Source organism: Ancylobacter sonchi, from assembly GCF_018390695.1.
Classification (GTDB): Bacteria; Pseudomonadota; Alphaproteobacteria; order Rhizobiales; family Xanthobacteraceae; genus Ancylobacter; species Ancylobacter sonchi.
Map to the genome: position 1 here is coordinate 381,893 of NZ_JAHBGF010000010.1, position 18,674 is coordinate 400,566.

Genomic DNA, 18,674 nt, shown 5'->3' on the forward strand with positions numbered 1-18,674 from the left:
GCTTTTCGGGACTGTGCGGTCCGGACGGGGCGCCGGCAATTTGTTCTTGATGAAGCCGTGCTTAGGAGTTTCCGATGCCCTCCTCAGCGGGACTGCGACAGCTTCTCGAGGCCGACCATACGGTTGAAGACGACCACCAATGTCAGCGCGAGGGCGGACAGCAGGGTCGACATCACCGCCACGACCGGGTCGTCAAAATCGCGGATGTGCTGATAGGCGACGATGGGCAGCGTGTTGCTGTCGAGATCGACCAGGAAGACGTTCACCGCAAAATTGTCGATGACTTCCACCAGCACGAATACCCCACCCGCCAGCAGGCCGGGTTTGAGCTGCGGCAGCGTCACTTTGAGATAGGCCTGTAGCGGGCCGGCGCCGAGATCGCGCGCGGCTTCCTCGGTGGACCGGTCGACGCCGCCGTAATTGGCGGCGAGCGCCCGCACGGCATAGGGCAGGCACACCACCATCATGGCGATCGCCATCCGCACCAGGCCGATATCCTGGTGCAGGATGCGGAACAGGCTAAGGAAGGCGACACCGGTGACGACCCCCGGCACGATGAGCGGCGACAGGATCAGCGCATCGACGAGGCGCCGGCCGGGGAACTCCCAGCGCGCCACTGCATGGGAGGTGCAGAGTGCTGCCGTGAGGCAGCAGGGCACGACGATGAGCGCCAGCAGCCCGGTCTCGATCGCCGCCTTCTGGAATTTCGCGGCGCTGAAGAAGGCGACGTACCAGCGCAGTGAATAGGACTGCACGGGGAAGCTGAAATAGCGCGCCTCACTGAACGAATACAGCAGGGTGAACAGCGTCGGCGCCAATAGGAACGCCAGCATCGCCGCGCCGAAGAGCGTCCACAAAGTGTGGGAGGCCAGCCGGTTCATGCCGCCCCCCGCTTGGCGGCGCGTCGCCGCGTGACCGCCCCTTCCAGCCAGAAGAACGCGCAGAGTGTGGCGATGGCGACGACGAGGAAGATGGTCGAGCTGGCGGCGGCGAAGGGCAGGTTGAAGGCCACGAACAACTGGTCGTAGATGTAGTTGGAGATCAGCCGCACCCGGCCGCCGCCCAGCAGCAGCGGGAAGGCGAAGGCGCTGATGGCGAGCGAGAACACCAGCGCCGCGCCACTGATGATCGCCGGCACGGTGATCGGCACGGTAATGCGGAAGAAGGTGGAGAGCGGGCCGGCACCGAGGTCGCGCGCTGCCTCCTCCACCTGCACCGGCACCGAACGGATACTGCCGAACACCGTCAGGGCGAAATAGGGCAGGGTGAAGTGCAGCAGCGCGATGAACACGCCGGTCCAGTTGTAGACCAGCGCCACCGGGCGGTCGACGAGACCAAGCGCCAGCAGCGCGTCGTTCACCACCCCGCGTCGCCCGAGCAGGATCAGCCAGCCATAGGCGCGGTTGATGCTGCCGGACAGAAAGGTGAGCACCAGCGCGCCGAGCAGCAGGCTGCGCACCACCCGATAGGGCGAGCGCGCCATGATGTAGGCGAGCGGATAGCCGAGAAGGATCGAGGCGAGGGTCACCACGATGGCGAAGACGATGGTCTCGCCGAGAATGGCGAGCGCCGCCGGATCGGTGAGGAAGCGCAGATAGTTCGAGAGCCCCAACGGGCCCTGGTAGCCCGGCATGCCGGAGGCCGGCTGCAGGAAGCTGACGAAGCCGAACACCGCGAAGGCACCGAAGAACAGCGCCATCAGCACTGCCATCGGCAGCATCAGCAAGGGCATCGCGCCGCCTCTCATGATACCGCTCCTCACCGCGCGAACAGCTGGAGCTGTTCGGCGGCGAGCGCCATCCCGACCCGTTCGCCGATAGCGGGGCCGCTGCCGTGGCGCGGCACCAGCGCGGTGACGACCGTCTCGCCCACCTTGATCTCGCAGCTCATGCGGCTGCCGACCAGCGAGGTGAACGCCACGGTGCCGGTGAGCCGGCAGGCGGCATCGTCGGGCGCACACAGCCGTACGGCCTCCGGCCGCAGCGCCAGCGTCGCCGGGCCGGCCGGCAGATCGCTGACCACGGGCAGGCGCGCGCCGCCGGGGAAGCGGAACGACACCTCGCCATCCCGCTCGACGATGCCGTCGACGAGATTGGAGACGCCCATGAAGCTGGCGACGAAGCGGTTGGTTGGCCGGTCGAAGAGTTCGATCGGCTCGGCGAACTGCTCGATGGCGCCCGCCCGCATCACCGCGATGTAGTCGGAGAGCACCAGCGCCTCCTCCTGGTCGTGGGTGACCACCACCATGGTGACGCCGAGCTGGCGCTGCAGCTTGCGCATCTCCACCTGCATCTCTTCGCGCAGGTGGCGATCGAGCGCGCCGAACGGCTCGTCGAGCAGGAGGATCTCCGGCTCGACGACGAGGCAGCGCGCCAGCGCCACGCGCTGCTGCTGTCCGCCGGACAGTTCGGAGGGAAAGCGCGCCTCGAAGGCATCCATGCGCACGAGCGCAAGGGCGCGCCGCACCTTGTCGGCGATCTCCACACGCGGCGTTGCGCGCAGCCGCAGCCCGAAGGCCACGTTGTCGAACACCGTCATGTGGGGAAACAGCGCGTAGCTCTGGAACACCATGGCGGTGGGCCGGCGCTCCGGCCGCAGCGCCAGCACGCTGCGACCGTTGATCCGGATGTCGCCGCCGCTCGGCTCGACGAAGCCGGCGATCATGCGCAGCAGCGTGCTCTTGCCGCAGCCCGAAGGGCCGAGCAGGGTCAGCAGCGCGCCGCGCGGCAGTCGCAGGTCGACCTCCCGTACGGCGGCTTGGCCGCCATAGCTCTTGCGCAGGCCGGCGAGTTCGAGGGCAGTGACGTCGGCAGGCATCAGCGGGCGATCTCAGCCTTGAAGCGCTCGTTCCAGGTGCCGATGTCGGCGTTGACCTTGGCTTCGTCGAAGGAGACCTGATCGGCGACGGCGGGCAGCACGGCGGCGAGGGCCGGGGAGGGCTTCACCGACTTGTTCACCGGACCCATGTCGATCTTGGTGGAGATGATCTCCTGCGCCTTGGGCGACAGCACGTAGTCGATGAACTTCAATGCCATGTCCTGCTTGGGCGTGTTCACCAGCGTCATGACGTCGAACATCACCGGCGCCGGCTTGGGGCTCAGCACGGCGACATCCACGCCGTCGGTACGCAGCGGCGCGGCCTGCGAGGGCGGGCCGACCAGCACGGTCACCTCGCCCTGGGCGAGCGCCCGGCGGGAGTCCGAATCCGAACCGTAGAACATCGCGATGTTGGGACGCAGTTCCTTCCACGCCTTGAAGCCCGGCTCCACATTGTCGATGCTGCCGCCGTTCAGCAGCGCCGCGACCAGCAGCATGCGGCCGGCATAGGTCTCGACATCAGGCGTCGCCAGTGAGTCCTTGAACGCCGGATCCCACAGGTCTTTCCAGCCGGCGATCGGCTTCTTGACCAGGCTGGGGCGGTAGATGATCGACAGCGGGTAGTAGTAGGCCGCGACATAGGCGTCCATCCTGGCGCCGTCGATCAGGTCCTTGGCATTGGACAGTTTGTCCGCCGGGATCGGCGCGAACAGCTTGCGGTCGGCCGTGGCGCGGGCGGCGAGCGAGGAGGTGGAGAACCACACGTCGATCTTCGGCGCGTCGGCCATCGACTGGAGCCGCGCGAGGCCGTCGCTGGAGCCGGACTGCGTCACCGGCACGACATGGATGCCGGTTTCCTTCTCGAAGCCATCAGCCACTTCCTGGAGGCCCTGCTCCCAGGTGGTGCCCCACGCCTGCACGGTGATTGCCTTGTCGGCGGCGGCGGCAGGCCCGGCGAAGGCCGAGACGAGGCCGAACGCGGCGACGGCGAGAGCGGAAGCGGACTTCCGCAAAATGGACTGCATCATATTGGGGCCCTTCTGGATTTTTGGATGTGCCCGCGCAGCTCAGCGGGAAGGCGCGAGCGCCGCATGGCCATCTGTTGCGTAAAAATCCTTACAGAACCAAAGGGGGTTGACCAGACGAGGCAAGGCTTTCGGCTCAACGGATTTTCCGCAGTGCGGCTTAGATTTTTTATGGTTTGCCCCGTGACGCTCCATGGTAAATGATCTGTTTTTAGACCTGCTCTTTTTCTGCGCATAAGCCGTGAGGCGTATCTTGGCCACCAACTACTCGTTGCGACAGCTTCGCTATTTCGTCGCCGTGGTCGAAGGTGGGGGAGTGGCGCAGGCATCCCGGCACCTCAACATCTCCCAGCCTTCCGTATCCGTTGCGGTGAAGGAACTGGAGATGAGCTTCGGCATGCAGATGTTCGTGCGGCAGCGCTCCTCCGGCATGACGCTGACGCCGGTAGGGCAGCGGGTCTATCTGCATGCGTTGCAACTTCTGAAACATGCCCGGGAGTTCGAGCAGCGCGCCCTCGGGGAGAACGACATCGTCGCCGGCGAGATATCGCTGGCCTGCTTCGAGACGCTGGCGCCGCTCTACGCGCCAGGGCTGATCGCCTCCTTCAGGGAGCGTTACCCGGACGTCACCATCCGGCTCCACATCGGCGCGCAGGAGAAGATCATCGAGGGGTTGCGTTCCGGCGCCTATGATCTGGCGATCTGTTACGTGCAGGGATTGAGCGCCAGCATCGACCATGTCGCGCTGCTGCCGGACTTGTACCCGCGCGCGGTGCTGCCGCGGAGCCATCGCTTCGCCTCGCGGACCAGCCTGTCGCTCTCCATGCTGGCCGACGACGACCTGATCCTGCTCGATATCTGGCCGAGCAACGAATATTTCCTCACTTTGTTCGACGAGGCCGGCGTCGCGCCGCGCGTTGCCTATCGGGTACCGTCGATCGAACTGGTGCGGGGATTGGTCGGGCAGGGCCTCGGATTTTCCGTGTTGGTCACCGAGCCGCCGCACGGCATGACCTTCGATGGGCGGGAAGTGGTCACCATCCCGCTCACCGACCGGATGATCCCATCGCGCACCGTGATGGCGTGGCATGGCTCGACGGCGCTGACGCGGCTGACCCGCACCTTCCTGCACCATTGCCAGAGCCATATCGAGATCCCCGCGCATATCGCGCCGCCGGAAGGCTATGTCGCCGCCCCCATTCCCCCCGGCTTCACCAGCAAGCCGAGCCAAGCGAAAATTTCGTCATAAGAGGTTTGCATGAATACGCTGACACGGCTCCGCAACATGGATTCCAGTGAACAGACGCTGCGGGCCGACCTCGCCGCGGTGTTTCGCATGGTAGCCCGCCTCGACTGGCATGAAGGCATCGCCAACCATTTCAGCGTGGCGCTGCCCGGCCCCGGCCGCCGCTTCCTGATGAACCGGAAATGGCGCCATTTCTCGCTGATGTCGGCATCCGACCTCCTGCTGCTCGACGCCGACGATGCGAGCGTCATGACCGGCACGGAGGCACCAGACCCGACCGCCTGGGCGATCCACGGCACCATGCATCGCGTTCTGCCGAACGCCCGCTGCATCCTGCACGTCCACTCGCCCTACGCCACCGCCCTGTCCTGCCTGAAGGACCCGCGCATCCTGCCCATCGACCAGACGACCGCGCGCTTCTTCAACCGTGTGAGCATCGACACCGGTTATACGGGCATGGCCGACGAGGTGGATGAAGGCATGCGCCTCGCCCATGTGCTGGGCGGCAACGAGGTGATGATGATGGGCAACCACGGCGTGCTCGTCATCGGCAAGAGCACCGCCGAGGCCTATGACACGCTCTACCATCTGGAGCGTGCCTGCCGCACGCTGATGCTCGCCTATGCGAGCGGCCGGGAACTCGCCGTCCTGTCCGACGGGGTGGCGGAGCAGACCGCCCGCGACTGGGAGAGCTTCACGGATTCGTCTTTCACGCACCTCGCCGAGGTGCGCCGGATTCTCGATCGGCACGAGCCGGACTATATCGATTGAAAAGGTGGTGGGCGGCACCCTGAAGGCGGGATTGCGCTGGCTTGGTCTTGCCTTGCGCGCGCCGTCCGCGTCGTCGTGGGCTACCGAAGGATATCGGCGTGCGGACGGTCCCGTCGGACAATCTGCTCGACCGCGCTTTCGAGGCCTCGACCCCAAACCAGAGATGGGTGGCGGACTTCACCTGCATCTGGACCGACGAGGGCTGGCTCTACGTTGCCGCTGTCGTCGACCCGTTCTCACGGCGTGTCGTCGGCTGGGCGATGAAGGCGGGGATGACGGCACCGCTCGTCACTGGCGCCCTCGCCATGGCGATCCGGCGCGGAGGCAAGCCGGACAACCTGCTGCACCACTCTGACCAGGGCAGCCAGTACGCCAGCGAACAGTTCCCGCGCCTGATGGCCGACCACGACATCACCTGTTCGATGAGCCGGGCTGGCGATGTCTGGGGCAATGTGCCGATGGAAAGCTTTTTCTCGTTGCTCAAGGCCGAGTGGACAACCTGCGAGGTCTACAGTGTGAATCGGCGTGGAATAAGGAACCCGTTCTAGGGGGGATCGGCGTCCAAACGGGACCCCTCTGACGGCGGGGCTCACAGATCACCGGCACGACGGTGACGGTCGCCCATGTCCGGCTCTGGCACTAGCGCCCGCTGTTCGTGCGGGTATCCGCGCGCGACCCAGGAGATGGCGTTCGACGCTCACGACCGGGCGTTCGCCTTCTTGAAGGGCGCCTGCACGCGCGGCATCGACGACAACATGGAGACCGCGGTGGAGACGATCTTCGTCGGGCGCGAACGAGCCTATAATCGGCGCGTTCTGCAGATGTGCGGCCACTACCTCGTCGACCCTGTGGCCCGATGCGCGAGCGCTTCCTCACACCGCGCCTGCGGGTAAAGAGCTATGAGGAGCTGAACGCCTGGCTGGCTTACCCGCCGTCGAGGCGCCTGCCTGGAGGCGCTCGACGAGGGGGAATTCCGCAAGGTCGCCTTCGACGAGATCATCGCAACCGCCGAGAGGCGTCGGCATGAGCCTCAGCGTGTCGTCGGCGACCTCCTCAACGCCGAGATCAGCGAGAAGCAGGCCCGCTCGATCAGGTGCCAGATCACCATCGCCAAGCTGCCGCTCGCCCGCGCCATCGACGACTTCGTGTTCGACGACACACCGATCAACGAAACCCTGGTGCGCCACCTCGCCTCCGGCAACTTCCTCACCCATCGGCGCGACGCCGTGCCGATCGGCGACACCGGGACCGGCAAGACCCAGCTGGCCATCGCCATCGCCCGCGCTGTATCCAGGCGGTGCTCGTGGCTGCTTCTTCAACGTCGTGGATCTCATCAACAAACTCGAAGGGGAAACTCGCGCCGGGCGCCAGGGCCGCATGGCCGACTATCTCGGCCGCATGGACTTCATCGTGCTCTACGAGCTCGGCTGCCTGCCCTTCGTCCAGTCCGGCGGCCGGCTCCTGTTCCACCTCATCAGCCGGCTCTACGAACAGGCTTCGGTCATCGTCACCATCAACCTAGCCTTCGGCGAATGGCCGTCAATGTTCGGCGGGGCCAAGATGACCACGGCTCTCCTCGGCCGGCTCACCCATCACTGCAACATCATCGAGATAGGTAACGAGAACTGGCGCTTCAAGAACAGTATCCGACCTCGGCCGCTGATCCTTCCCGGCGTCCATGCCGATCAAAGAGCCCGTTCAACGCCGTTCGACACTCTAAGACTTCTTTCGGAATGTGAGCACTAAGAACGATTTTGAAGCCGTCGACTATACAAGATTTTGGAGGCCGGGCACCAACACTGACTTCAACGACCTCGACTCATTCATTGCCCATATGTCGAAACAACGTGAGGACCGCCCGAAGGTTTCACTCGAAAAGCTGCAGGAGCTAGGTGTCTGGCGCGATAAGGAATGGGTGCGGTGTGTGGCCAAGCTCTCGGAAGAAGACGCCGCGCTACTGGACCCCGCGCCCGTCTGCGTGCCCTGAAAGGTTTTCCTCAATGGTGTGACGTAACACACCGCTTGCTCCGCAACAATTGCTCAAAGTTTCACCTCAGCACCTCCGGCCGACGGAGCCTGAACGTCGTCTTTCTGGAGGAATGCCGACGTCAGTCCCTGGCGCAATCATTCCCTTAGGCATGCGCCAATGGTCGAAATGACCCCGTCATATGGTCAAGCGCGCTTTCGAATCCGACGGTGGTAGAATCGAGCATAGGGACGTGGGTTTCATTCAGCGTTAGCCTTGTAAGCGTGTGCCCTGCGAGATTGGTGCTCCATACGAGAACAGCGTCGAGATCGGGAACCGATGCCAGCCGCATCGCGTGCAAGCGAATCTCTTCAGGCGTTATCCCAGCGGCTTCAAAATTATCTCCAATGCCGAGGCAGTGCCCCGCAACGATGTCGATGCCCTCGGCGCCGAATGTCTGCTTCAGCCGCGGCCCCTCCCAGTCAGCACCCTGAGCCACCAGACCAATGCGCCGGAGATTGCGTCGTCGAAGATAGTCCACCGTCGCAAGCGCCGTGGTCGTGCAGGGAATGCCGGTCTCCTTCTCCACAAAGGCAGCCAGACGCCGATCAGGCTCGAAACCGATCAGCGCGCCACGCGTCGCGTTCCACAGGATCACATCGGGGCGCGCCTGGGCCAGCATTTCCGCCGCGCGGTGGAACGCAGGCATATCGTAGCCGTCCGGTGGATGGCCGGTATACGGCACACGAGTGAAACAGGCATCGATGCCGGGCTGTTCGTCCAGAATCGATCGCGCCACTCGTTCCACCACGCGATTTGATGACGGCAGGATAATCCCGATTGCGCGCGGGAAACGCAGGGGCTGGCTCACTGTTCGCGTACCACCAGCGTGCGGGCGGCGGACCAGTGCGCACTCCACGTTTCGCCGGGTTGCGGGCTCATGCGGGCGGCGTCTTCTATCGGGATTGAGACCTGAAGCTCCGGCTGGAGTTCCGCCTGTCCATTGGGTTTCATCCAAACGGAGAGGACCTGCCCCTTGAACAGGCTGCGTACGATCGTGCCGGTGAGCATGTTGGCTGCGGCAGGCAGTTCGCCAGGTGTCAGGCGCATGCTTTCGGGGCGGATAGCCACCGCGACCCGCTCCTGTATCGAGAAGTCGTTGGGAACGGTGCTTTCGAACACATGGCCGGCGGTCGAGCGCAGTGTCATGCTTCCATCGCGCATGTCGACGATGCTGGCCGGGATGAAGTTCGACGTGCCGATGAAATCAGCGACGAAGTGTGAGACGGGCCGCTCATAGATCGCCCGCGCATTGTCGACCTGCTCGATGCGCCCGCCACGCATCACCGCGATCTGATCGGCGAGGATCAGAGCCTCCTCCTGATCATGGGTGACGAGGATGGTGGTCAGGCCGAGTTCATTGCAAAGCTGACGCAGTTCGATCTGCATCTCTTCGCGCAACTTCTTGTCGAGCGCGCCGAACGGCTCGTCGAGCAGGAGGACGCGAGGGCGGTAGGCGATGGCGCGGGCCATGGCGACGCGCTGCTGCTGGCCGCCGGACAGCGCCGCCGGCATGCGGTCCTCGAAGCCGGAAAGCCGCACGAGGGCCAGCGCCTCCTTGGCGCGTCGCACCGTGTCGCCCTTCGGGACGCTGCGCATGGCGAGACCGAAGGCGACGTTTTCCAGCACCGTGAGATGCGGGAACAGCGCGTAGTTCTGGAACAGCATGCCGAGGTTGCGCTTGTGCACCGGTTGGCCGGTCACAGAGACACCATCGATGAGGATGTCTCCGGCCGATGGCTGGACAAGGCCCGCGACCATGCGCAGCGTCGTGGTCTTGCCGCAACCCGAAGGGCCGAGCAAAGCGAGGATGCTGCCGCTCGCGGCGGTGAGGTTGACGTTCCGCACGACCTGGGTGTCGCCGTAGGATCGGCTGATGCCGGCGAGGCGGACTTCGCCGCCCCCCGAAACGCTTGTCGTTGCCATGTCGATCTCCCGATGAGGTGCCTGTCGCTCAGACGGCGAAGATGCCGTTGAGCTTCTCAGTCCAGCCTGATCGGCGGGCGTTGATGTATTCCCAGTCCGGCGTGAACAGGCCGCGCTTGTCCATCTCCTCAACCGGATAGGCGATGTATTTCAGCGTCTCGGGCGAGAACTCGATGCCGGAGACCGGCGGGGCGGTGTAGGCATATTCGGAGAACGCCTTCTGCACGGCGGGCTCCAGCATCCGGTTCATGAAGGCCACGGCGAGGTCGCGGTTAGGCCCGCCCTTCACCAGCACCTGGCAGTTGTTGCCGGCAAAGGAGCCTTCCTTCGGGAAGCTCATCGTCACCGGCGCGCCCTTGGCGGTGTAGGGATAGATGTACTTCGACAGTTCCAGCAGGCCGATATCGGCCTGGCCCTGCGCCACCTCATTCGCGGCCTGCGGGCCGTTGTCGAAGAGGTTCATGATGTTGGGCTTGAGCTCGGCGACCTTATCGAAGCTGTCATCGACGAGGTACTGCGCCTCGGCGAACGGCTTGCCCGACTTCACCGCCGCCGCGACGATGAGGAAGAACACAGAAGGTGTGTTCTTCGGGCTGACGAGTTTCAGCTTGCCGGCGAATTCCGGCTTCCACAGCTCGGCATAGCTATCCGGCGGCGTGATCGAGGTGTTGTTGAACATGCTGGCCACCGAGATCGCCAGCGCCGTGCCCCAGCCATTGAAACCGAAGAGGGGATAGAGGTTAGCGAGCGCCGGCATATCGCCCGCCGGCAGTTGCTCGATCAGGCCTTCCGCCTTGCAGATCGGGATTGCGACGTCGTCGATGAACATGACGGAGAATTTCGGGTTGGCCCTGGTGGCCCGCATCTTGCCGACATTGGCGAGGGTGAAGCCCTCCTCCGCCGTGACCTTGGCGCCGAAATCCTTCTCGAAGGCCGGGATGATGTTCTTCTTCACGAACTCGCCCTGCGAGCCGCCCCAGATGCCGATCTGGATTTCCTTGCCCTGCGCCCAGCCGTTGCGGACGTATCCCAAGGGCGCCAGCGCACCGGCGCCGAGGACAAGCTTGCCGAACGTACGACGCGAAATCTGTGTCATGACCTGTTCCCCTATTCTGATTTGATGTGAGCCGGCGTCAGCTCGCGAGGCGCGCAAGGCTGAGCCCGAAGACCTTTTCGATGACGAGCACGAGGAGGAGCGCAAAGAAGATCATCAGCGAGGCGATGGCCGCGATCGACGGATCGAAAGAGCGCTCAATGACCGTGTAGAGATAAAGCGGCACCGGGAAGTGGTTGCCGTCGGCGAGCCACATCGAGACCGGGTAGTCGTCGAAGGAGACGATGAAGCAAAAGGTGCCCCCGGCGAGGATGCCCGGCCTCACCTGAGGCCAGATCACTTTCATCGCCACCACATGGGGCGAGGCGCCGAGCACGGCTGCGGCGTCCTCGAGGTTGCGGTTGACCAGCAGGAGGCTCGCAGACACCGAGCGGATCACGTAGGGCAGGCACACCACGGTGTGGCCGATGACGAGCTGCATGAGCGTGGCGCGCCATCCCATCAGCGCGAAGACCTGCAGCAGCGCCACACCGGTGACGATGAGCGGCACGATCAGTGGCGAGAGGATGAGACCGAGCACGGCGTCCTGTCCGGGCACCCGGTAGCGTGTCAACCCGGCCGCGCAAGGCACGCCCAGCAGCAGGGACACTACGGTGACGATGGTCGCGAGTTCCAGCGAGAACAGGAAGCTGCCACGCGCTTCATGATTGGCGAGCACTTCGCCGTACCATTTCAGCGTGAAGCCCTGCGGCGGGAACACGATGTAGGGCGTGTCGGAAATCGACATCAGCACCGGCACGAACAGCGGCGCGACGACCAGAGCGAGAATGATGCCCACGGTGATCTTGAGCGGCAGGCTGACGGTTTCGTTCATCGCGCGGTCTCCGTCACCGGGCGCCGGCCGTCCAGCGTGCGAAGCGCCGGCTGACGAGCTTGAGGAAAATGAGGTTAGAAGCGAGCACGAGCGCAATGAGCAGGGTCGAGATCGCGGCGCCGAAGGGCCAGTCATTCAAGGTGAGTATCTGCTGTTCGATGAGGGTGCCGAGCAGCGGCGAGAAATTGCCGCCAAGGATCTGCGGGGTGACATAGGCCGCCGCGCTGAGCGAGAACACGAGCGAGGCACCGACAGCGAGACCCGGCAGGCTGAGGGGCAGCATGACCCGCATGAGGACGGCAAGACGCGTCGCCCCCGCAACACGCGCGGCCTCTTCAACCGACCGGTCAATCCGGCCGATAGCGCCGGCAATTGGCATCACCATGAACGGCAGATAGACGTGCACGCAGGCGATCAGCACCGCCCATTCTGTGTAGAGCAGCACCGGCGGGTTACTGATGCCAAACATCTTGAGGACCCAGGCAAGGGCGCCGGTCTTGTTGAGGATGGTCTGCCAGCCATAGGAGCGCACCACCACGTTCACCAGCAGCGGTGCGAGAATGGTAATGGTGACCAGTCGGGCGAGCGTGGGGCCGCCCCGCGCGATGGCGATGGCCAGCGGATAGGCGAACAGCGCCGCGAACAGGCTGGTGAGCAGCGCAATACGCACCGTACGCAGCAGGATGCGAAAGTAGAGGTCCGAGGAAAACAGCCGGACATAGTTTTCCAGCGTGAAACCCTCGACGCTCACGCCCTCGACGACGCGGCTGGTCAGGCTGAGATGCACCATCGTCAGCACCGGCCACACGAACCAGACGGCGAGAAAGAGCACGGCCGGCGCCACGAGAAGATATCCCGCCATGCGGGTGCCGGTGGCGAGCTCCCAAACCTTCGCCGTGCGCTGCGCGAAGGCTCCCGCCTTTGCGTTTGCTCTCAGCTTCGTAACATGCGGGGTGACGCGCTCGGGCACGTCGATGCTCTCGGTATGGCTCATCGGCGTTTCCCGTTGCAGGCGGGTGGAGGTCGCGTGGCGGACTGCCGCCCCGTCATGCAAGTCAGGTTCCGTTAATCGGCCATTGCCGTCCAGCGCAGATTAAGCAACAATCCGTTCGAATAATTAGGATGGTCGAATGGCTCGCGCCTTTCTCGTTCCCGCATCGCTGCGCTACCTCGATCAGGTGGCGCGCTCGGGGTCGATCCAGAAGGCGGCGAAGGAGCTGAACATTGCGGCCTCGGCGATCGATCGGCAGATCCTGCTGCTTGAGCAGGAACTCGACGTCGAACTGTTCGAACGGCTACCGCGCGGCATGCGCCTTACGGCTGCCGGGGATGCGCTCGTGACACTCGCCCGGCGCTGGCGCGGGGACGAACGCCGTGTGGCGGCGGAGATCAAGCAGCTTCAGGGCGTGGATCAGGGCCATATCCGGCTGGTGGCGATGGACAGCCACGCCAACGGCTTTCTCCCCCGCTTTGTCGAGCGCCTCGCTGCCGAGCAGCCTCGCATCTCACTGGAGGTGGAGATCGCCAGCCCCGACGATGCCGTAACCGCGCTGCTCGCCGGAAGTGCCGACATCGCGGCGATCTTCAATCTCACGCCGCGTCGCGACGTGCATGTCCACTGGAGTGCGGAGCTGCCTTTTGGCTGTGTGGTCGCTCCAAACCATCCGCTGGCAAAAGCCGAGACGGTGAGCCTTCAGGAAGTGGTGGCGCACCCCATCGCGCTACAGAGCAGGGCGCTGATGATCCGACGTTATCTCGACGCGCGCTATGGTTGGCTGTTTGCTGACCCGCAGAAGGCGCTGGTCACCAATTCGCTCCAGCTGGTCAAGCAACTCGCGCGCGGCGGACGCTACGTCGCCTTCACTTCCGAGCTCGACGCGGCCTCTGAACTGGCGGCAGGCCAACTCAGATTCTTGCCGGTCCGTGACAAGAGCGTCGAACCGCAGAGCGTTTCCATCGCCATCGATGCGAAGAAGCCGCTTTCACGCATCGGTGGAATCATAATGAACATGCTGACGTCTGAAATACAGTCGTCGCTGCGAAACGCCCGGACGGCTGATGCCAGCCGCCTTAGCAATGTGCGGGGCGAGCGAATGTCCGATCTGTGAGTAGGCCGGTAGCTTTGACCCGGCCAGCGGTGAGCCCGCAGCATGGATGTTCGCCATTCTGAGCTACCGGCGCTCAATGTGCCGTGCGGCGAGAGCCGCACCTGACTGGTGGACGATTTCGAGCCGATGGCGCTGGAGAGCGAGGATCAGTCAGCGCGCTCCGAGGCAATGTGGGCAGCGATCCCGATTTAGCGGTTCGCGTGTAGGTGTGGCGGCGGCGGAACCTGATCGAGATCGACCTGACAGTCGCGCCCAAGCCGCCAACCGAGACGGTGTGGCAGTGAAGCGAAACCAATATTGCCGGCCTTGCGACAGCTCGACTCCGCCACCCACGCCCAACGCCTTAGCGACGCGGCAGGGCCGCTTCGCCACGCTGTGGGACCTTCGTCCCGCATGGCGCATGGCGGAGGCTCACCACGATGGCGAACGACTACCTCGCTGTGGCAAGCGCTTTGCGGTGTGGACCCGAGACATCGTCCGTCCACCGCTCCTGGCGGCGAGAATGATATCCGACAGGAAGTGTCCACTCACTCTGATCCACGCGTTCCGCGACGACCGCACCGAGTTGGTGACGCTGGAGGCACTGAACGCGCCCGAGGGCAAGTTGCTGCAGGTGTGAACACCGTAGGATCGTGATTGCGGCCCGGTACCAGCCTTTTCGAGGTGATGCATAGCATCGATCTGACGGAGGGGGGACTGCCGGCCATCATGGCCAATCCATGTGACGCTGGGCCCGCAGGCGGCTCGCCGACCGGACGGCCAACCGGCCCCGCCCTTGTCAAGGGCAATTCATCAAGGACCGAGGTGGAAGCCTGACCACCGATGGCGTGATGCGCGTGTCCGCTTATGGGAGCGGTGCCGATATCCGCTTCCGGCGTGCTTTCAGCTTCTGCACTCGCACATTGTGCTTAAGGCGAGGGGCAGAAGCGATCACTCCTCGAGCTTCAAGGCGCCGAACACCTTGGCGAGATGATCGATGAAAGCACGCACGGCGGGCGGCAATCCTCGCCGTGTGGTGAAGACGATGTGCACGAGGCCGTTCTGCCCACCCCATCCGGGGAAGACACGCGTAAGGCGCCCGCTGGCGAGATCGTCGCGGCAGATGTGGTCGGGGATGAGCGCCACTCCCAGCCCGGCCGCCGCGGCGTCGCGAAGCGCTGCGAAATCACCGCATGTCAGGCGCGGTTCGTGCCGGTGGCTGACACGCGTGCCCTGCGGCCCTTCGAGATCCCAGGCGATCTCCCCCGGTTCATCGGAAGAGCCCAGTGTCGGCAGGCCCGCCAATGCGCCAATGCCTTCCTGCATCTGGTTCGCCAGCGCCGGGCTCGCGACGAGGATGCGTCGTGACCGACCCAGAGTGCGCATAGTGAGCGACGCGTCGGTCGTGATGTCCACCCGGACGCGAAGAGCGACATCGATACGCTCGGCGATCAGATCGACCGGCTGATCGGTTGCGATCATCTGCAGCCGCACTTTGGGAAAACGGGACAGGAATCTGGGTAGGCCCGGAGACAGCACCGCGACCATGCCATGGGGGCAGCTGAAGCGAACGCGGCCCTGCGGCTCATTCTGGGCCTGGATGATCAGCGCGTTGGCCTGCTCTGCCTCCTCGAGCATGGCCCGGCAGCGTGCGTAGAAGGTCTCGCCGATCTCGGTCACGCGGAAGCGCCGGGAGGACCGCTCGATCAGGCGAACGCCAAGTTGGGCTTCGAGCCCGGCGATCCGGCGGCTGAGGCGAGATTTGGGCACCCGGAGCGCCCGGCCCGCCGCTGCAAAGCCTCCGTGCCGCACCACTTCGGCGAAGAAGGCATAGTCGTTGAGATCGCCCGCCATATTCACTCACCATCGTTCCATTCATGGAACGCAGTGTGGCGCAAGCGCCGACTATCCGCACCAGCGTTCCAGGTTCATCTCTGTTGCATGTGCGAGACGATCTCGCCAGACAGTCAAGGAGACGAACAATGGCTCAGTTCAGCAACAAGGTCGTCGTGGTCACCGGCGGCACCAGTGGCATCGGCCTCGCAACCGCGCAGGCCTTCGCGACCGACGGCGCGTCGGTGTTCATCACCGGCCGCCGGCAGGAGGCGCTCGACGCAGCGGTGAAGGCGATCGGCGGTCGGGTAACCGGCGTGCGCGCGGACATGTCGAAGCTCTCCGACATTGACCTGCTCTACGATGCGGTCCAGCAGCAGCACGCGCAGATCGACGTCCTGTTCGCAAATGCCGGCGGCGGCAGTTTCGCTCCGCTCGGTGCCATTGACGAAGCGCATTTCGACGAGATCTTCGCGACCAATGTGAAAGGCGTGCTGTTCACGGTGCAGAAGGCCTTGCCGCTGCTGCGCGATGGCGGCGCGATCGTGCTGACCGGCTCGGTCACCGGCTCGACCGGCAATCCGGCGTTCAGCGTCTACAGCGCCACCAAGGCGGCGGTGCGTAACTTCGCACGGAACTGGATCCTTGACCTCAAGGAGCGCCACATCCGAGTGAACGTCGTCAGCCCGGGCGTGATCGAGACGGCCGGCCTCAACGAACTGTTCGGCGGGGGTGCTCAGGCGGACGGCGTGAAGGCCGGCATGGTCGCCAACATTCCTGCCGGTCGGGTCGGCAAGCCGGAGGACGTCGCGCAAGCCGTCCTGTTCCTCGCCTCTGATGCCGCGAGCTTCATCAACGGTGCCGAACTCTTCGTCGATGGCGGCATGACGCAGATCTGACGACCGGCGGCGACGAGCAAGCGGAGCGGCGGCACAGGCCGCCGTTACCGGGGTAGCCCTGCGGCGATGCGCTCAGCAGACCTCCAGACCCTGGCCGCGTCCCCGCAGGCGTTCAACCACGTTCAGCCGGCGCTCGTCCCAGGTGATCCGACACATGACGGCGAGCCGGCGCGTCCTGTTCTATTCAGCGACGATGCCCGCACGAAGGGCGGATAGGTGCGCTGATGGACCCGCTCGGCTCCTACGGCGTCGATCTCAGCCGGCTCGCAGTCGGCAGCCGGCCGGTGCTGTTCCCCGGTGGCCGCTGTCGGCACTGGATCTCGTCAAGATCGACTGATCTCCTCTACCCGCAGAGGAATGCTTCCATGTCCACGACCGAACCCGACTACGATCATCTGCAGCGCTCCGATATCGAGCGCGTCTTCAATGAACGCGATGCTGCCAAGCGCGCGAAGGCCATCGATGAACTCTTCGTCGCCGATCCGGTGATGTACGAGCCTGCCGCCGTCGTGAACGGACGCGCGGCCATCTCGGAAGTTGCTGACCGACTCCTCGGGCAGTTCGGCCCGACCTTCCGCTTCACGCCGGTCGGCAAGGCGGTCGGCCATCACGGTCGCGGCGTCCTTCGGTGGGAGGAGGGTCCCGAAGGTGGCTCCGTCGCGGTTATCGGCTCGGACGCGGCGCGCATCTGTGCAGCGGACGCCACCCCTCTGCGCGGCCTCTCCGGAAGCTCCACGTGCTGATCGCCGTCGGGGCCGATGGCGCCGAGGGGCGGCAGTTTCCCTGGCCGGAATTGCGGCGCATCCGCAGGGATGTCGTGGGCTCGATGCAGTTGCACCGGCACGAATGAGTCGGCTTCACTGCTTGAAGCAATGCTCCCGATGCCAACGCAGGAAGTGCGGATGCGGACGCTCGAACGCCCGTTGCGGGGCAATGGCCCGTCCGCTTCGGTTGATGAAAGCACGCACACCATCGGGATCGTTGGCGTGCCGGGAGATCAGCACGTCGAGATCATCCGACAGGCTGATTAGCCCGCGGTCGAACATCCAGTGCGCCGTACCTGACAGAGCCAGTCCGTTGCTGACGATATCCGGGCCGTTTGACTGAACGGGCTGAATGTGGGCCGCCGCTACCTCGGCCCGCCCGCCGCCATTGATGAGCTTCAACCCGCTGATGGCGCAGCGCTCGTCATAGGCGCGCAGTACGATGCGTCGGAAGACGCGATCCCGGACGATCCGTGACAACAGATAGCTGACACGCTCCCGGATCTCCTCGAACGCAAAAGGGGCCTGTTCTTCGTTGAATCCGTTCGGAGGCAAATCCGCATCCGTGCGCGGAAGCAGCGGCGCGCGGTCATCGAGGCCACGCGCGACGATGCGGTCGAAATCACCCGGGGAGAGCGGTCGAACCGCGGCTTGGGCACGGCCGGAGATCCGCCCATCCTCGTTCAGGACGCCGCGCTCGATAACGCCGTCGCCTTCGCTGAATGGCACAGGGCAGGCAAAATCGAGATAGCTGCCGGGCTCGATCAGCGCGAGGAACATGCCCGGCGCTGTCATATCGGACACGACGCGCTTCACCTTGGCGATAGCGAAATAGCCGCGCGTGTCCGCCACTTTCCGCGGCTCGTAATAGACGATCCAATCGCCGACGCATGCCTCCACGCGGCTGAGATACTGCCGAGGGAACTGGTACCGCTCTGCCGGACTGTCGTCATAGATCGAATCGGTACGATGGATGAAAACGCCGAATCCCATGGCGCGATCTTACCGCGCTATTCCGCGCGGGCGAGGGCGTAAGGAGCTGGGTCGCCCCAACAGCCGACATTGGCGACTTACCGGGAGGCGGACATTGCCGGCCCTTGTGGCGAATGTCGGCTTCTGGTGATCAACGCATGGGGGCGGATCGATAAAACGCAGGACTCACTCTCAGGCCGTAGGATATCGGAGACTTGGTTCGTGATAGACGCGCGCATGGTCCCACGCCTTAACCTCGTTGAACTCGCTACACGGCAGCAGGAGGTCAAGAAGAGCCGCTTCATCGCGGTCGCCGGTCCCGTCGCCGCCCGCATATAGGCAGCATATCGATCGGCAACCATTGCCCCTACCGCCTGTGC

18 protein-coding genes and 2 pseudogenes are annotated in these 18,674 nt (G+C 64.5%); 8 read left to right on the plus strand and 12 right to left on the minus strand.

The annotated features are described in order from the left end of the window. Nucleotides 1-83: 83 nt before the first annotated feature. The 5 genes from KHC28_RS03245 to KHC28_RS03265 are packed head-to-tail and all read right to left on the minus strand — an operon-like array spanning nt 84 to nt 4,103. Entirely contained in the window at nt 84-881 is a 798-nt protein-coding gene (locus KHC28_RS03245; RefSeq protein WP_214006881.1) for an ABC transporter permease, read from the minus strand. Further along, nucleotides 878-1,747, minus strand: a complete 870-nt coding sequence (locus tag KHC28_RS03250; RefSeq protein WP_214006882.1) for an ABC transporter permease — start codon at nt 1,745-1,747, stop codon at nt 878-880. Before KHC28_RS03250 ends, KHC28_RS03245 begins: the two co-directional genes overlap by 4 nt. Nucleotides 1,748-1,758: 11 nt before the next feature. Beyond that, nucleotides 1,759-2,817 (minus strand): ABC transporter ATP-binding protein, encoded by a 1,059-nt coding sequence (locus tag KHC28_RS03255; protein ID WP_214006883.1) that lies wholly within the window; start codon nt 2,815-2,817, stop codon nt 1,759-1,761. Beyond that, nucleotides 2,817-3,845 carry an ABC transporter substrate-binding protein gene (locus KHC28_RS03260; protein WP_214006884.1) on the minus strand — a complete coding sequence of 343 codons (1,029 nt, stop codon included), beginning with the start codon at nt 3,843-3,845 and terminating at the stop codon, nt 2,817-2,819. Before KHC28_RS03260 ends, KHC28_RS03255 begins: the two co-directional genes overlap by 1 nt. A 39-nt stretch (nt 3,846-3,884) precedes the next feature. Then, nucleotides 3,885-4,103: a hypothetical protein gene (locus KHC28_RS03265; RefSeq protein WP_214006885.1), complete on the minus strand. Its 219-nt coding sequence runs from the start codon at nt 4,101-4,103 to the stop codon at nt 3,885-3,887. Here KHC28_RS03265 and KHC28_RS03270 point away from each other — a divergent pair. The 5 genes and pseudogenes from KHC28_RS03270 (at nt 4,096) to istB (ending at nt 7,605) form a co-directional block, all read left to right on the plus strand. Beyond that, nucleotides 4,096-5,091: a LysR substrate-binding domain-containing protein gene (locus tag KHC28_RS03270; RefSeq protein WP_214006886.1), complete on the plus strand. Its 996-nt coding sequence runs from the start codon at nt 4,096-4,098 to the stop codon at nt 5,089-5,091. The genes KHC28_RS03265 and KHC28_RS03270 overlap by 8 nt on opposite strands. A gap of 9 nt (nt 5,092-5,100) precedes the next feature. After that, nucleotides 5,101-5,859 carry a class II aldolase/adducin family protein gene (locus KHC28_RS03275; RefSeq protein ID WP_214006887.1) on the plus strand — a complete coding sequence of 253 codons (759 nt, stop codon included), beginning with the start codon at nt 5,101-5,103 and terminating at the stop codon, nt 5,857-5,859. A 41-nt stretch (nt 5,860-5,900) separates the two neighbouring features. Further along, complete coding sequence (locus KHC28_RS03280) at nt 5,901-6,407, plus strand: IS3 family transposase (RefSeq protein WP_376772586.1); 507 nt, start codon at nt 5,901-5,903, stop codon at nt 6,405-6,407. Nucleotides 6,408-6,463: 56 nt separating this feature from the next. Further along, nucleotides 6,464-6,781 (plus strand): annotated as a pseudogene (locus KHC28_RS03285) (IS21 family transposase); the annotation flags it as partial. A 25-nt stretch (nt 6,782-6,806) separates the two neighbouring features. Continuing rightward, nucleotides 6,807-7,605 (plus strand): annotated as a pseudogene (gene istB / locus KHC28_RS03290) (IS21-like element helper ATPase IstB). 386 nt (nt 7,606-7,991) lie between these two features. Here istB and KHC28_RS03295 read toward each other — a convergent pair. Genes KHC28_RS03295 through KHC28_RS03315 form a run of 5 tightly spaced genes read right to left on the minus strand, consistent with a single transcriptional unit; the run spans nt 7,992 to nt 12,733 of the window. After that, the gene (locus KHC28_RS03295; protein ID WP_214006888.1) at nt 7,992-8,696 is read right to left on the minus strand and encodes an aspartate racemase/maleate isomerase family protein; all 705 of its coding nucleotides are present in this window, start codon (nt 8,694-8,696) and stop codon (nt 7,992-7,994) included. After that, nucleotides 8,693-9,811, minus strand: coding sequence for an ABC transporter ATP-binding protein (locus KHC28_RS03300; protein ID WP_214006889.1), 1,119 nt, complete (start codon nt 9,809-9,811; stop codon nt 8,693-8,695). Before KHC28_RS03300 ends, KHC28_RS03295 begins: the two co-directional genes overlap by 4 nt. A 28-nt stretch (nt 9,812-9,839) precedes the next feature. Continuing rightward, nucleotides 9,840-10,907, minus strand: a complete 1,068-nt coding sequence (locus KHC28_RS03305; protein WP_214006890.1) for an extracellular solute-binding protein — start codon at nt 10,905-10,907, stop codon at nt 9,840-9,842. Between the two features lie 37 nt (nt 10,908-10,944). Then, a complete protein-coding gene (locus KHC28_RS03310) occupies nt 10,945-11,739 on the minus strand; it encodes an ABC transporter permease (protein WP_214006891.1) in 795 nt (264 codons plus the stop codon). A gap of 13 nt (nt 11,740-11,752) precedes the next feature. Beyond that, nucleotides 11,753-12,733: an ABC transporter permease gene (locus KHC28_RS03315; protein ID WP_214006892.1), complete on the minus strand. Its 981-nt coding sequence runs from the start codon at nt 12,731-12,733 to the stop codon at nt 11,753-11,755. Nucleotides 12,734-12,869: 136 nt separating this feature from the next. Between KHC28_RS03315 and KHC28_RS03320 the strand changes: the two genes are divergently transcribed. After that, complete coding sequence (locus KHC28_RS03320; RefSeq protein ID WP_214006893.1) at nt 12,870-13,847, plus strand: LysR family transcriptional regulator; 978 nt, start codon at nt 12,870-12,872, stop codon at nt 13,845-13,847. Nucleotides 13,848-14,777: 930 nt separating this feature from the next. Here KHC28_RS03320 and KHC28_RS03325 read toward each other — a convergent pair. Further along, complete coding sequence (locus KHC28_RS03325; protein ID WP_214006894.1) at nt 14,778-15,680, minus strand: LysR substrate-binding domain-containing protein; 903 nt, start codon at nt 15,678-15,680, stop codon at nt 14,778-14,780. 128 nt (nt 15,681-15,808) lie between these two features. On the opposite strand from KHC28_RS03325, the gene KHC28_RS03330 reads away from it, so the two are divergent. Continuing rightward, the gene (locus KHC28_RS03330) at nt 15,809-16,558 is read left to right on the plus strand and encodes an SDR family NAD(P)-dependent oxidoreductase (RefSeq protein WP_214006941.1); all 750 of its coding nucleotides are present in this window, start codon (nt 15,809-15,811) and stop codon (nt 16,556-16,558) included. Nucleotides 16,559-16,782: 224 nt separating this feature from the next. Next, a complete protein-coding gene (locus tag KHC28_RS03335) occupies nt 16,783-17,301 on the plus strand; it encodes a hypothetical protein (protein WP_312893060.1) in 519 nt (172 codons plus the stop codon). Between the two features lie 114 nt (nt 17,302-17,415). Here KHC28_RS03335 and KHC28_RS03340 read toward each other — a convergent pair whose 3' ends face one another. After that, nucleotides 17,416-18,315: an HNH endonuclease gene (locus KHC28_RS03340; RefSeq protein ID WP_214006895.1), complete on the minus strand. Its 900-nt coding sequence runs from the start codon at nt 18,313-18,315 to the stop codon at nt 17,416-17,418. Nucleotides 18,316-18,674: the final 359 nt, after the last annotated feature.

Coding starts and splice junctions, on each gene's coding strand:
- KHC28_RS03335 (WP_312893060.1), top strand. CDS start 16,783: ATGGACCCGCTCGGCTCCTACGGCGTCGATCTCAGCCGGCTCGCAGTC.
- KHC28_RS03305 (WP_214006890.1), bottom strand. CDS start 10,907: ATGACACAGATTTCGCGTCGTACGTTCGGCAAGCTTGTCCTCGGCGCC.
- KHC28_RS03250 (WP_214006882.1), bottom strand. CDS start 1,747: ATGAGAGGCGGCGCGATGCCCTTGCTGATGCTGCCGATGGCAGTGCTG.
- KHC28_RS03260 (WP_214006884.1), bottom strand. CDS start 3,845: ATGATGCAGTCCATTTTGCGGAAGTCCGCTTCCGCTCTCGCCGTCGCC.
- KHC28_RS03340 (WP_214006895.1), bottom strand. CDS start 18,315: ATGGGATTCGGCGTTTTCATCCATCGTACCGATTCGATCTATGACGAC.
- KHC28_RS03255 (WP_214006883.1), bottom strand. CDS start 2,817: ATGCCTGCCGACGTCACTGCCCTCGAACTCGCCGGCCTGCGCAAGAGC.
- KHC28_RS03330 (WP_214006941.1), top strand. CDS start 15,809: ATGGCTCAGTTCAGCAACAAGGTCGTCGTGGTCACCGGCGGCACCAGT.
- KHC28_RS03300 (WP_214006889.1), bottom strand. CDS start 9,811: ATGGCAACGACAAGCGTTTCGGGGGGCGGCGAAGTCCGCCTCGCCGGC.
- KHC28_RS03320 (WP_214006893.1), top strand. CDS start 12,870: ATGGCTCGCGCCTTTCTCGTTCCCGCATCGCTGCGCTACCTCGATCAG.
- KHC28_RS03245 (WP_214006881.1), bottom strand. CDS start 881: ATGAACCGGCTGGCCTCCCACACTTTGTGGACGCTCTTCGGCGCGGCG.
- KHC28_RS03315 (WP_214006892.1), bottom strand. CDS start 12,733: ATGAGCCATACCGAGAGCATCGACGTGCCCGAGCGCGTCACCCCGCAT.
- KHC28_RS03325 (WP_214006894.1), bottom strand. CDS start 15,680: ATGGCGGGCGATCTCAACGACTATGCCTTCTTCGCCGAAGTGGTGCGG.
- KHC28_RS03310 (WP_214006891.1), bottom strand. CDS start 11,739: ATGAACGAAACCGTCAGCCTGCCGCTCAAGATCACCGTGGGCATCATT.
- KHC28_RS03275 (WP_214006887.1), top strand. CDS start 5,101: ATGAATACGCTGACACGGCTCCGCAACATGGATTCCAGTGAACAGACG.